10 protein-coding genes and 1 other annotated feature are annotated in these 14,302 nt (G+C 34.6%); of the genes, 4 read left to right on the top strand and 6 right to left on the bottom strand.

Annotated elements, in window-relative coordinates; translation table 11 throughout:
• From thiI to ezrA, 3 genes are all read right to left on the bottom strand, one after another.
• Nucleotides 1-881: tRNA uracil 4-sulfurtransferase ThiI (gene thiI, locus ACEWK1_RS24790; RefSeq protein ID WP_416636745.1), on the bottom strand; the 881-nt coding region annotated here is incomplete at its 3' end.
• A gap of 5 nt (nucleotides 882-886) precedes the next feature.
• Nucleotides 887-2,032, bottom strand: a complete 1,146-nt coding sequence (locus ACEWK1_RS24785; RefSeq protein WP_212136929.1) for a cysteine desulfurase family protein — start codon at nucleotides 2,030-2,032, stop codon at nucleotides 887-889.
• Nucleotides 2,033-2,254: 222 nt separating this feature from the next.
• Nucleotides 2,255-3,964 (bottom strand): septation ring formation regulator EzrA, encoded by a 1,710-nt coding sequence (gene ezrA / locus ACEWK1_RS24780; RefSeq protein ID WP_212136931.1) that lies wholly within the window; start codon nucleotides 3,962-3,964, stop codon nucleotides 2,255-2,257.
• Nucleotides 3,965-4,385: 421 nt separating this feature from the next.
• Here ezrA and hisJ point away from each other — a divergent pair, with 421 nt between their 5' ends.
• Nucleotides 4,386-5,198, top strand: a complete 813-nt coding sequence (gene hisJ, locus ACEWK1_RS24775) for a histidinol-phosphatase HisJ (protein ID WP_212136933.1) — start codon at nucleotides 4,386-4,388, stop codon at nucleotides 5,196-5,198.
• Here hisJ and refZ read toward each other — a convergent pair.
• The gene (gene refZ, locus ACEWK1_RS24770; protein WP_121663064.1) at nucleotides 5,181-5,831 is read right to left on the bottom strand and encodes a forespore capture DNA-binding protein RefZ; all 651 of its coding nucleotides are present in this window, start codon (nucleotides 5,829-5,831) and stop codon (nucleotides 5,181-5,183) included. The genes hisJ and refZ overlap by 18 nt on opposite strands.
• A 120-nt stretch (nucleotides 5,832-5,951) precedes the next feature.
• Between refZ and ACEWK1_RS24765 the strand changes: the two genes are divergently transcribed.
• The gene (locus ACEWK1_RS24765) at nucleotides 5,952-6,431 is read left to right on the top strand and encodes a GAF domain-containing protein (protein ID WP_212136935.1); all 480 of its coding nucleotides are present in this window, start codon (nucleotides 5,952-5,954) and stop codon (nucleotides 6,429-6,431) included.
• A 310-nt stretch (nucleotides 6,432-6,741) separates the two neighbouring features.
• On the opposite strand, the gene ACEWK1_RS24760 is transcribed toward ACEWK1_RS24765, so the two are convergent.
• The gene (locus ACEWK1_RS24760) at nucleotides 6,742-8,541 is read right to left on the bottom strand and encodes a GGDEF domain-containing protein (protein ID WP_232273851.1); all 1,800 of its coding nucleotides are present in this window, start codon (nucleotides 8,539-8,541) and stop codon (nucleotides 6,742-6,744) included.
• Nucleotides 8,542-8,945: 404 nt separating this feature from the next.
• Here ACEWK1_RS24760 and rpsD point away from each other — a divergent pair, with 404 nt between their 5' ends.
• Nucleotides 8,946-9,548 (top strand): 30S ribosomal protein S4, encoded by a 603-nt coding sequence (gene rpsD, locus ACEWK1_RS24755; protein WP_098794993.1) that lies wholly within the window; start codon nucleotides 8,946-8,948, stop codon nucleotides 9,546-9,548.
• A gap of 107 nt (nucleotides 9,549-9,655) precedes the next feature.
• Here the strand turns inward: rpsD and tyrS are convergent, their stop codons facing one another.
• The gene (gene tyrS, locus ACEWK1_RS24750; RefSeq protein WP_212136937.1) at nucleotides 9,656-10,921 is read right to left on the bottom strand and encodes a tyrosine--tRNA ligase; all 1,266 of its coding nucleotides are present in this window, start codon (nucleotides 10,919-10,921) and stop codon (nucleotides 9,656-9,658) included.
• Nucleotides 10,922-10,978: 57 nt separating this feature from the next.
• Nucleotides 10,979-11,206 (bottom strand) — a binding site (T-box leader).
• Between the two features lie 143 nt (nucleotides 11,207-11,349).
• On the opposite strand from tyrS, the gene ACEWK1_RS24745 reads away from it, so the two are divergent.
• Nucleotides 11,350-14,208, top strand: coding sequence for a transglycosylase domain-containing protein (locus tag ACEWK1_RS24745; protein ID WP_212136939.1), 2,859 nt, complete (start codon nucleotides 11,350-11,352; stop codon nucleotides 14,206-14,208).
• The last annotated feature ends 94 nt before the right edge of the window (nucleotides 14,209-14,302 follow it).

The raw sequence follows: 14,302 nt of genomic DNA, 5'->3' as shown, positions 1-14,302 counted from the left end.
GCCACTTGACCAAGGCTTTCTCCAGTTATTAGCGCCAAGCCCTGTTGTTTTTCGCGAAGCTTGTCTGCTATTTTTAGCATCATTCTTCGAGTTGACGTCATTGTATAATTTTCTGGAACCTGCTCCTGAATTTTTTCTTGAATCTTTGTAAAAGGCACAATATGTAAAGTGATTTTCCCCCCATAGGAAGTTAACTCTCTTGTTAAATCAATTACTTTTTGTTTAGCACGGTCACTCGTGTATGGTGGACTGAAGAAATGAATAACCTCAAGCTCCACCCCTCTTTTTAGTGAGAGAAAACCAGCAACAGGACTATCTATACCTCCTGATAGCAAAAGGACCGCTTTTCCACCAGATCCAACTGGTAACCCACCTGCTCCTTTATAGTCAAAACATGTAATATAGGTTGCTTCAGATCGCACTTCAACACGTACATTAATCTTTGGATTTTTAACATCAACGGTTAAGTCATTTGTATTAACTAAAATGTGACTTCCTATTTGATAATTTAACTCATTCGTATCAAGAGGAAATTGCTTATCTGCCCTCTTAGCCGTTACTTTAAAAGTATCATTAGGCTGGTATAAACTTTCGATCGCTTTTAATGCCCGCTCCTTAATTTGTGATATCTCACTTTTACATTTAATCGCTAAACTAAATGATTGAATTCCGAATATAAGTTTAAGCTTTTCAACTATTTCCTCGTGTTTTTCTCCATTTAAATGCAAATAGAGTCGATCTCTTGTCGCTTCATACGTTAAGTTTGGAAAATCCATCAAAACTTCTCTAATATTTCTTTTTAATCGGTCAACAAACTTTCTTCGATTTCTCCCTTTAGTAGATATTTCCCCAAAACGAATTAATATGTGATCAAATTCCATTTATCCTACCTCATTACCTTAGTTAATTTTTCCTTACCTTTTAATAGCATTTTAATAAACGGTTCAATGATTTCTTCATTATCATCCAGCGACAAACTGACTCTTATTGCAGATTTGGCAATACCATCATGTTTCCCCATCGCTAAGAGAGCCTTGCTCATCTTTTTATCTCTTGAAGAACATGCAGATGTAGTTGAAACATAAATATTGTTTTCTCCAAGAAAATGAATGAGTACTTCAGCTTTTAAGCCTGGTACTGAGAAATTGAGTATATGTGGTGCAGAATGATTTCGTGGAGTATTTATCTCAACACCATCTATTTTTGATAATTCAACCATAAGTTTATCTCGAGTTTCTTTTACTTGTTTTAGTTGTTTACCTGCTTTTTCTGTTGACAGCCTTAGAGCCTTTGCCAAAGCCACATTTCCAGCAAGACTTTCTGTTCCAGATCTAACATTGAGTTCTTGTGCACCTCCAGAAAAAAGTGGGGCAAGTTCTACACCTTTGCGTACGAATAAAACACCCGTTCCATTTAAGCTATGAAATTTATGTCCTGAGATTGTACAGATATCAATTTTAGCTTGATTAAAATCAAGTGGAACCTTTGTTATTCCTTGTACATGATCAACATGAAAAAGCGCATCTGAAGATTGTTTTATCATTTGCCCAATTTCTTCAATTGGTTGAATGGTGCCAATCTCATTATGAACATGCATAATAGAAACCAAAATGGTATCTTTTTTTAGCGCCTTCTTAACATCTTCGGGTGAAACTCTACCATTCTGATCAACAGGAAGGTATGTCACGTTAAAGTTATGTACCTGCTCTAGTTGTTTAAATGATTCCAACACTGACGGATGCTCGATAGCAGATGTTATAAGATGTTTTCCTTTATGATTATTAGAAAAAGCTGCTCCTTTTATAGCAAGGTTGTTTCCTTCTGTACCACCCGAAGTAAAAATGATTTCTTCCGGTATAACTCCTAACAGTCCGGCCACTTGTTGTCTTGATTGACTTAACAATCTTTCTGCTTCACTACCAAGCTTATGAATGGAAGAAGGATTTGCAAAGTAATCTTTGGAAACTTTCATATAAGTTGCTAATACTTCGTCATATGGTTTTGTTGTTGCACTGTTGTCTAAATACAACATTTTGCTTCCTCCAAATTGCTTTGTTTATATTTACATTTTATAAATGAGTTGATTTTATAATAATTGATTCAAATAATTAGTTTTATCAATGTGTAATCATAACATATTGAGACTTCAAAGAAAAACAATTCAACAATTAGGTAATCATTTGCATTTCTAAAATAAAAAAATGATAGGAAGAAACAAGTTCCACTATTTCGAAACTTGGTTCCTCTTATCATTTTACTTATAAGTTATTGTTTTATCTTGTTCATTTATTAGTTCCCGAATTTTTTCAAAAGAACCAGGTTCTACTTGTTCTAGTGCTGCAGCTGCAACGTTTAATGCCTCATTATAATCATTATGTCTAAACAATTCTTCGGCTTGCTTAAATTTTGTCGCCAGTTGCTGATTACGACTTCGGTACCTATTTCCATACTGGATGATTTGCTCTACTAGGTATACCTCTTCTATGAGATCGTCCCCAGTTTCTTTTAAAGACTTAACTGATTGAACAGCCTCTGATAGTAACTCATTAACAATCACCATATTAAGTGGGATTTCATCCAATTTCGTTGTTACCTTTAGTACATCCCGTTTAGCCTTTTCTATTAGTTCAAGAAACTCAACAGGCAGACCCGGTATATTACTTTGTTGTACCGATCTTGTTGTATCAAGAAGTAGTCTTTTTAATTGATTTAAACTATCTCTTGCTTGGAGCTCATCACTTCTAAGAGTTTGAAGCATTTCACGGTATTGATTATGCTCTTCTAGTAGCTGCTTAATTTGTTTATCAATGTCTTCAAGATCTTCTTTCACGATGGAATGAGCTACTTGGTCATTTAATAAGTTCTGTTGAATATGAGCAAATTTCTTCTCAACCTGTAAAATTTGTTTTTCAATTAGCTTTTGTTTATCTAATTCAGTCGTTGATAGTTGATAACTCTGTTTAACAAGCTCTGTTTCTTCAACAGTAGCTGCTTTTTGTTCTGATAGTTCGACTAATTGGTCATGTATTTGATCCTTCACTTTTTTTACAAACTGATTAGCCTCAACTTCTTTTTCTAATAAATCATATAAATTGTCAATAGATTCCTGAATGAATTGCAAGCCATCCTGTACATCATCGAGATCAGCTTCTTCTAGTTTCTTTTTGAACTTTTCTAGCTGATTGTTTATCTTCTCAATTTCTAAATCTAATTGAATATGCTCTAAATAGTAGCCTGATGCTACCATTTCCTTGTATCCTTCTTTTAGTTCGTTTACTAAGTTTGGAATTGTCACTGAGCATTCTGTTAATAATTTAGGAAGTTCATTCATTTTTTCTTGTAGAACATCAAGGTCCATTTTTAGCTGAACTAACACTTCTCTAGCTACTAAATAATTTCCCTGTTCGGTTTCAGCATCAAATTGTTTAAGGGAATCTGTTATTTCAGTTAAGGTATCATCTAATTTACGATGTGCTTTACCAAACTGATGACTATGAGCTAATAAGGTCTTTTTAACTCGTTTATATTGATCTTTTACTTCTTCACCTTCAACTGTATTTTTCTCTTCACTCGTCACAAGCTCATTAATTTCTTCAATAATCTTATCGATGTTTTCATTTACAGTTAAAAGAACACGGTCAATATGTTGTAAAACTCCTTGCGACTTTTTAAATCGATATTTATCAGCAAAGTCCTCGGCATCAAAAAGTAACTCTTCTACTTCAGGGAGTTGAGATGTAATAATTTCATCCCACTCAGCTCTCCATTGTTCAAACAATTCTTCTGCTTGTCCAACCATCTTCAATTCTTTTACTTTCGATAACTCATCGATAATTGAGCGATTCATAATTTCAATCTTACGTGCCTCTAGACGATCAACCTCTTTATATATTTTTCTTCTAAACATGTATCCCGCACCAAATATAATACATATTAGAAGGACAATTCCAATTAAAACTTCCATAGTTGGCCCCCTCGTACTACACAAAATCCTCATGACAGGGAAGAAGAGTTCCCGGATGATGTACATCTTTCAACATCATGCTGATAAGCGTTATTAAGTATCTATTTATTTTTTCGTATGTTGAATATGTTTATTGTTGTTAATTAGTATTGTTCTCTTTAGAGTCTCCTTTTTTAACATGCAATTAACAATCTAGTAAAAAATCCGCAAAAAAACCATATATATTTTAAGACTTTGTTAATGTTAATTCAATGTATTTATGATACCATGTAAACGACATTTTTTGACCACAAATTTAAAATTTTTTACATTATTTGTCCAGTTATGATGAAAGGGCATCTATATCTTTATGAAACAGGCTGAAACGTGTATCTTGATAACAATATAAATTGTTATTGTTACAGCAAAAGGGGGAGAAAATATGCTACTCAAGAAGGATGGACATGTTCACACACCATTTTGTCCACATGGGTCAACTGATGAACTGGAGTTATATATTAAACAGGCTATAAAAGAGGGTTTTAACTGCCTAACATTTACTGAACACGCTCCACTTCCAAAAGGCTTTAAAGATCCAACACCACTAGAAGATAGTGCCATGAAACTTGAAGAACTTGGCGATTATTTTGAACGTATCCTTTTATTAAAAGAAAGATATCAAAATACCATTACCATTAAGGTCGGTTTGGAAATTGACTATATAAGAGAATATGAGAAAGAAACAACTGATTTTCTAAATGAGTATGGAAAATACTTAGATGATAGTATTTTATCTGTTCACTTTTTAAAGATAAAAGATCAATATTATTGTATGGATTTTGACGATAAAACCTTTAATGAGATGATTCTCGAAGCAGGTTCATTAAACGTATTGCATGAAACCTATTACAATGAAGTTCTCCATTCAATTAATAGTGATTTAGGAAAATATAAACCAAAAAGAATTGGGCACATAACGCTTGTTAACAAATTTCAAAAACTTTTCCCTGTAACCTTCACAAATAAAAAGTGGATACTTGATATTTTAACTTCGATTAAAGAAAATAACTTAGAAATAGATTATAATGTAGCAGGATTAAGAAAAGAATATTGTGGTGAGATTTATCCTAATGATGAAATTGCAAAAATGGCAATAAAACAAGAAATCCCTCTCATCTATGGATCGGATGCCCACAGTGCTAGGGATGTTGGAAAGAACTATAAATATTTTGAGCAGTTATCGAATAGCAAGTAGATTACGATCTTGTGAGAACTTGTCTACTAACAACGAATTTAGCCATAATTTCAACTCTTTATAATACTGATGCACAAAGTATGCTTCGTGTGGTTGAATATGAAGGACTTCACTCATATATTGTGGCTGTAAATACGGCATATGCAATAGACTTCTAAGTTGGATGATTAAATGCGGGATAAATCCCTTTCGAAAATGTCCTTCCTCGATCCCTTGTTCTAACAGTGACTTAATGTAATATTTTTCTTTGGTTAAATAGGTTGTCATCACCTCACGATTTAAAACAGAGTCTACTGTCACTTCACGATAAACTAATCGAGAAAGTTGACGGTTTTCATGCTGATAATGCAATAAATCTAAAATCATTTTACTAAGCACATCATGGGTATTTCCATATTGTGTATGTGAGTAATTTTCTTCAATGATTTTAAGATAGCCTTCATAATAATGTGATACAAGATATTCAAGAAGTCCACCTTTTCCTTTAAAATAATATGAAATGTGGGCAACATTAACATTGGCTCTACTGGCTATCTCTCTTACAGAGGTACCAGTAAATCCCTTAGAGTTAAATAAGTAGATGGCAGCATCAAGTATCTTTTGTTTTGTATCACGGGAGTTTGTTTGAGTCATAGTCATTACACCTCCTATTCATATATAATATTTTCAATCATTTAGTATCAAAATCCTTTATGATTCGCTCGACAAAGTTCTTCATCATCAAGGAAATTTATCAAAAGGTAGGTAATTTAGATGTTTCATGTCGAAAAATATGATGGTAATAAGTCCGATCAATATTCATTGGTCATAAATCAATTAAAAGCTTTACTAGAGGGAGAAGAAGATCGTATCGCTAACTTAGCAAATGCTTCGTCTCTTCTAAATCAATTTTTAGATAATGTCAATTGGGTTGGATTTTATTTAATGAAGGAAGGTCAACTTGTATTAGGACCTTTCCAAGGATTACCAGCATGCGTTCGAATTCCTGTTGGAAAAGGTGTTTGTGGTACAGCCGCAGCTAATAAAAAAACAGAGCGAATCGCAGATGTTCACCAGTTCCCAGGACACATTGCATGTGATGCAGCATCTAATTCAGAGATTGTTGTTCCTCTTATCATTGACGGTGAAGTGATTGGTGTCCTGGATATTGACAGCCCAATAAAAGATCGATTCAATGAAGAAGATCAAGTGTTTTTAGAAAACTTTGTAGATGTTTTGGTTCAATATATTTAAAACTATCACAACAATAAAAAATGACCATCAAATCAGGACACTGTTTGATGGTCATTTTTTATATGTAGGTTTTGTCTTTTCCTTAAGTTAACACAGATATTTAAAGTGGAAGATGTTTTAAAAGTATTCATTTTCCCCTTTTTTGTACTTTTTTACCTAAAAAAGTACGCAGATGGATGATTATCACATTCTAAAAAAAAACATGCGAGACTGGATTTATTATAACGGTCACCTTCACCTTAATCCAAAATAAAAGACTGTAGGCAAGCCCGTTTTTTATCGAGTTTGTCTACAGCCTGCCAAGAGCTAATCAGTGAATATCATCCTGAACGATCACTTGATTTTTCCCTAGGTTTTTAGCAACATATAATGCCTTATCAGCGCGGCTGAATAATTGATTATAATTACGTTCATTTTCAGCAATCCAATAGGATACTCCACAAGATATTGTCACTGAGGGATTTGTATTTTCCGCTACCTTTTTTACAATTCTCTCGGCAATGGCGGTTCCTGCTTCAAGGTCAACTTGTGGCAGATAAACAGCTAATTCCTCGCCACCCCATCTTGCTCCAATATCATGCTCTCTACTATTACTTTTAATAATATTGGCAACCTGAACCAAAACTTCGTCTCCAACTTGATGACCGAATGTATCATTAACTCCCTTAAAATTATCAATATCAATTAATAAAAATGTTCCTTGACGATCAGCTTTCATTGAGTTCTCTATACAATTGTTCATGTAATTACGTGAGTACAATTGTGTTAATTGGTCAGTTTTAACTAATGTTTCTAACTCTTCTCGTAATAAGGAATTAGATAGAGCCAATGTAGAATGATGAATTAACGATTGAAGAAGTTTAAACATATCAAAAGAAAAATGATAAGAATTTTTGTGAAGGACAATTGCACAGCCTCGAAGGGTATCACTTTGGACCATTGGTACAGCCATAACCGATGCAAAGGAGCCATCTGGCAGGTATTGTGTTATATCACCTAAAAATAGCCCTTCTAGATTCTTTTCAAGTTTTCCTTTTATATAATCGATATAAACATGCACTTCATTCGTATTAAAAAATTTAGTACTACCTGGAAAAATTTGAAATTCATTTTGATGATTTTGATAGAAAAAGCCCACCTCATCAGCTTCAAAAGATTCCATGATTCTTGATGTCATATATGTCATCGTATCTACCAATCGTAAGTTTTTATTTAAACGATGGGACGTTTCATTAATAAGTTGTAAATCCTTAATTAATCTCTTTGATTGATCGTATAATTGGGCATTTTCCATCGCGGTACCAGCTGCATTTGCAAGCATAATAATAAAGTTTTTATCTTGATCTGCGAGGTTTATCCCGTGATTAACGACCACTTGCAATACACCATATACCCCTTGCTTACCTTTTAATGGAGTATATAAAATCGTTTGATTAATCTTCTCATCAAATGAAAACTGTATTTTACCTGTTACAAAGGCTTCCATAGCCATTTCATTTCCATCTTGATGATCAAATCCGAGATCTTTAATTGGTAAATTCAAGTTATTTTCATTATCGTGTGATAAGAACAAATAGAAAATAAATTCATTATACATTTCTTGTAATGTTGTAATTAATTCTACTAAAACATCATCTTTATTCATAAAAGCATGAAATTGCTCTGTTAAATGAAATAATTTTTCATACTTCTGCTCATTTTCGGTAACTTGTATTAACTCCATACAATGGTCATAAAAGGATGTACACGTTTTTGCTAATTCATTCATAACTGCTGGTGAGTACTCATTTTCAAAGCCCTTTAATTGAAGGATCCCTTTTAGTTTATCTTTACGAAAAATTGGGATTAGAACTTGACCGCCATGGTAATAGGCTTCTCCATTTTTGAGAATGAACGTATTAAATGGGGTATCATCAATTGGTGAAGACTGTGTGTAAAACTCGTCTCTACTATTATAGAAATAAAAAACAGCATGACGAATTGAAAGCTCACTTTTTACAGTTTCAGAAAGCTTTTCCACAATGTCAGATAATGAACGTTTATTATGATGTTTGCTAATAAATTCAAAAAATGCGCATTTAGTAGCAGTTATCACGAATTGTTCTCCCATAAAATCACCCACACTAAAAGTTACAAATTTAAACTAAGTCAAATTACTCATACATTATATCATAAATCAATTCTATAGATAGTAGAGTAAATATTTTTATTTCCAATGAAATGAAATGAACTTATTTGTTTATACTTTACTAATGATTATTTCAAAAAATTATATATTTATGTAAAGGTTCTTGACTTTATACATAGAAAAACATATAATGTTCGTTGTGTATAAAATATGCAGCCTATTGATGGTGCAATGGTGAATTCATTTTATTCCCCTTTTTATATAAGGAGGTGTATCGAGTAACTCTATGCTGCTGGAGCGAGGATACATGAAAATAAAATGTGCATGATTGTTAGTCAGTCTGGTTTTTATTTTATGCAAAATAAAAACATAAAGGAGGAGTTAGCATGGCTCGTTATACAGGCTCAAGCTGGAAACTCTCTCGTCGTTTAGGTATTTCATTAAGTGGTACAGGTAAAGAATTAGAAAAGCGTCCATATGCTCCAGGACAACACGGTCCAGGACAACGCAAAAAAATCTCTGAGTACGGATTACAATTACAAGAGAAGCAAAAGCTTCGTCACATGTATGGTGTAAATGAGCGCCAATTCCGTAACTTATTTGATAAAGCTGGTAAAATGGCTGGTAAACATGGTGAGAACTTCATGATTCTTCTTGATTCTCGTCTTGATAACGTAGTATACCGTTTAGGTTTAGCTCGTACTCGCCGTCAAGCTCGTCAATTAGTTAACCACGGTCATATCATGGTTGATGGTGGACGTGTTGATATCCCATCTTACCAATTAAAACCTGGTCAAACTATCACTTTACGTGAAAAATCTCGCAACCTTGACATCGTTAAGGAAGCAATCGAAGTAAGCAACTTCGTACCTGACTACCTAACTTTCGACGCAGATAAATTAGAAGGTACTTTCACTCGCTTACCTGAGCGTTCTGAATTACCTGCTGAAATTAACGAAGCTCTTATCGTTGAGTTCTACTCTCGTTAATAGTTTTGGAAAAACCTATACCAATTGGTATAGGTTTTTTATTTTGATTAATAAACATTTGAAAGAAAAAAAGAGAACAAATCCTTAGATTCATTCTCTTTCTCGCTTTATCCGGTATAACGGATAAGGAAGTATTTCTTTTTCCCTCTGCGAATCACAGTAAACTTCCCGTCAATTTTATCTTCATCTGAAATAACTTTCGTTAAATCTTGAACACGTTCACCATTGATATAGATTGCACCATTTGATAGATCCTCACGAGCTTGGCGCTTCGATGGAGAAATTTTCGCTTCAATAAGCAAATCAATTAATCCTATTTCCTCTGAAGACATTTCTGTTGATGGAACATCTTTAAAACCTTCTAAAATCTCTTGACTTGTTAATTCTTTGATATCACCACTAAATAGAGCCTGTGAAATCTTGATTGCTTGTTTTAAAGAATCTTCACCATGCACCATTTTTGTCACTTCTTCGGCAAGAGCCTTTTGAGCCGCTCGTTTTTCAGGAGCATTTGCCACTTCGTTTTCAAGCTCCTCAATCTCTTGTTGAGTAAGGAATGTGAAGTATTTAATGTATTTAATAACATCTCTATCATCCGTATTAATCCAGAATTGATAGAACTCGTAAGGTGATGTTTTTTCGGCATCCAACCAAATTGCTCCACCTTCTGTTTTACCGAATTTCGTTCCATCTGCCTTAGTAACTAAAGGAATGGTTAATCCAAAAGCCTTAGAGTCTTCCTCTGATTTACGGATTAATTCTAAGCCTGCTGTAATATTTCCCCACTGATCACTACCACCGATTTGTAGTTTACAGTTATTATTTTGGTATAACTTTAAAAAGTCATAAGATTGTAAAATCATGTAACTGAATTCGGTAAATGAAATACCAGACTCAATACGAGTTTGCACTGAATCTTTTGCAAGCATATAGTTGATTCCGAAGTTTTTCCCCACATCACGAAGGAATGAAATAACATCTAAGCTGCCAATCCAATCAAAGTTATTAACGATTACAGCCGGATTTTTATCTAACTCAAAGTCCAAAAATCTTGAAAGCTGACCTTTAATTCGGTCAGACCAGTTCTGAACGATATCAGAGGTGTTTAAGGTACGCTCTGCTTTTTTACCACTAGGATCACCGATTAGTCCAGTAGCTCCTCCAACAAGAGCTATTGGATGATGTCCATGTAATTGAAAACGACGAAGAGTTAAAACTGGCAGTAAATGACCAATATGAAGGCTATCTGCTGTTGGGTCAAACCCTGAATAAAGACTAATCTCCCCTTCTTCCAAAGCTTTTGCCAAGCCCTCTTCATCTGTTACTTGATTAACTAATCCTCTAAATTGTAAGTCCTTTAATAAATCACTCATCTTTGGTCCTCCTTTATATTTTATTGTAAGGTAAACACCAAAAAGCCCCTTCATCACTGAAGGGGCGAAAGTATCGCGGTACCACCCTACTTAGGATTTATTTTCATAATCCTCACTCGGTTAAATAACGGTAAAAACCGTCTTTTCCTACTTAGGTTACTAATCCCTGTTCAAAAAAGAAGCTCATGGACGTAATTCATGGAGAATCTTTGTACTGATTTACACCAACCATCAGCTCTCTATAACAGTGAGATACCCATTACTGAATCCAATCTTTGCTATTCCATATACTAATTACAAGCAATTTTAACCATAAAGGAAATAGAATGTCAACTGGTTAAATAACCATCATCTCCATTCACGACAAAAGCATACAAATTTTTTATCTTATTATGTTATAATAAATAAGATTTGGGGGGAATGCATATATGAGCAAAAAGGATGAAAAACAAAGGCGTTTCTCACCTTTTAACAAAGATATTGCCAAAGGTCTCCGGATATCATATAACGTCATTGGAAATCTACTTTTATTATTTCTTATTATAGGACTTATTGGTATATGCTTTGCAGGAGGTGTAGGTGCCGGGTATTTTGCTTCGCTTGTAAAAGACGAGCCCATTCGTTCATACGAAAACATGAGAAATGACATATACAACTATGAAGAAACTTCTCTCATTTATTTCGATGAAAACGTCTACTTAGGTAAATTAAATGCCGATATCGAGCGAGAGGAAGTAAAGCTGGAGAATGTTTCAAAACATGTTATAAATGCTGTTGTTGCAACAGAGGACGAACTTTTCTATGAACATCATGGTGTCGTTCCAAAAGCGATCATGCGCGCACTTTTTCAGGAGTTTACAAATGCATCTGTACAAACAGGTGGAAGTACACTCACACAACAATTGATTAAAAATCAAATATTAACAAATGAAGTATCTTTTGACAGAAAAGCAAAAGAAATTCTGTTAGCTTTACGACTAGAAAAATTCTTTGAGAAAGATGAAATCATTGAAGCTTATTTAAATGTAGCAGATTTTGGTCGTAATTCAAATGGAAAAAATATTGCAGGTGTTCAAGCAGCCGCCAAAGGAATTTTTGGTGTTGAAGCAAAGGATCTAAGTATCCCACAAGCTGCATTTATCGCTGGATTACCACAAAGTCCATTCGGATATACACCATTCTCAAATGATGGTGGGGCAGTAAAGGAAAGTCTTGAGCCTGGTATTAATCGAATGAAAACTGTACTAAGCCGTATGTATACAGGTGGCTTTATTACAAAAGAAGAATATGAAGAGGCACTTACGTATGACATCCGTGCGAACTTAACACCAAAGAAGCCTTCTTCTATTGAACGGTACCCATATTTAACATATGAGGTTGAAGATCGTGCAATTGACATAATTATGGTCAAACTTGCAGAAAAAGATGGATATACAGAAGAAGAAATTAAAAAAGATGATGACTTACAGGCACAATATCGTACTTTAGCAGATAAAGACCTTAGACAAAATGGATATCGAATTCACACAACAATAAATAAAGAGATTTACGATAAAATGCAAGAAGTGGTTGATGAGTATGGGTATTACGGCAGTGATAAGCCTGAAAAGGTAAAAGACCCGGATACTGGAGAAACCATTACTGTACAAGAACCTGTTGAGGTTGGTGGTGTTTTAATTGAAAATACCACTGGAAAAATCATTAGTTTTGTTGGTGGGCGTGACTTTAATCGAGAAAATCTAAATCACGCAACTGATGCCCTGCGTCCAAATGGTTCAACGATGAAGCCATTGCTCGTTTATGCTCCTTCTATGGAGCTCGGAAAATCTCAACCTGGGACAGTTATTGCCGATGTTCCGATGACTGGATCATGGAAACCAAAGAACTACGGTGGAGGCTATCATGGCTTAACTAGTGCTAGAACAGCACTAAAATACTCTTACAACGTTCCAGCTGCTAAAACCTACATGGAGATTATGAATCAAAATCCAGTATCTTACTTGGAAAAGATGGGCTTTAGTACGCTAACTGAAGAAGATTATGGAATTGCTTCACTTAGTTTAGGAGCTATGACAAAGGGTGTAACCGTTGAGGAAAATGTTAATGCATATGGAACCTTTGCTAATCAAGGTAAATTTGTTGATGCTTATTTAATTGAAAAAATTGAAGCAAGTAATGGTGATGTTATTTTCCAACATGAAAAAGTGGAAAACGAAGTATTTTCAGCTCAAACTGCCTACCTTACTCTTGATATGATGCGTGATGTTATTAGAAGCGGTACAGCTGCTTCACTAAATAGTTATCTTTCATTTAGTGCGGATTGGGCAGGAAAAACAGGAACTGGTCAAGATTATAGAGATGCATGGTTTGTTGCCACAAACCCAAATGTATCGTTTGGAACATGGATTGGTTATGATACACCAAAACCACTAGAGCAAAATTATAAAGGAATGTCATATAGCAAAAGAAACATTCTGTTATGGGCAAAATTGATGAATGTTGCTTATGAAGTAAATCCAGAATTAGTTGCACCGAAAAATCGTTTTGAAATGCCAGGGGGAATTGTTAGACGTTCTTACTGTGCTCTAACCGGTGAGCTACCTTCTGCTTTATGTCGAGAGGCTGGTCTTGTTACAACAGATCTTTTCAATGCAAAGTATGTTCCAACTAAAGTTGATGACAGCTTAACAAGAGGCAAATATGTGTTTGTTAAAGATCGAGCTTATAAAGTTCCTTCAACAGCTCCTTCTGAGTTTGTTCAAGAAGGTGTTATGTTGAAGAAAGAAATTCTCGATAAACACAATATTAGTAATGTTAGTGATCTCAAACGACTGTTACCTAACACTGTGAAATGGGGTAATTTAGTTGTAACTGAAGGAAAAGAAATTACCGATAACGGTGCATCTCCTAGCCAAGTAAGCGGGGTATCAGCAAGTGGAACGAGAATTAGTTGGAGAGCAAATGGAGACAACGACATCCTTGGATACCGTGTCTATGCTGCAGCTAATTTTTCAACGAACTTTAAAAAGGTTGCAAGCGTTCCAGCTTCAAATTCATTGTCTGTTACCGTTGGTAGCAATCCTGCTGCTTATTATGTAGTTGCAGTTGACGTAGCTGGCCATGAATCAGTGCCTTCAAGTATAGTAAAAGTTGGGGATTATGCTGAGGAAAAACCAAAGGTAGAACCCCCTCCTAAGCCAGAGGAACCGAATGAAGAAACACAACCTGCTGAACAAACAGAAGGAGAGCCAGAAACTCCCTCTCCTTCTGAACCAGCAACAGAATAAAAAAGAGCTGTTCATTTTAAAATGGACCCTGTAAAATAGACAGTTTTAAAAAAGAGGCTTGCCCTTTAATTTTGAACTGACTCTGTTTTACAGG

The sequence above is a fragment of the Metabacillus sp. YM-086 genome (genome assembly GCF_048059995.1).
GTDB classification, from domain to species: domain Bacteria; phylum Bacillota; class Bacilli; order Bacillales; family Bacillaceae; genus Metabacillus; species Metabacillus litoralis_B.
The sequence above is the reverse complement of the archived record's forward strand: the minus strand, read 5'-3'. Positions and strand labels throughout refer to the sequence as shown.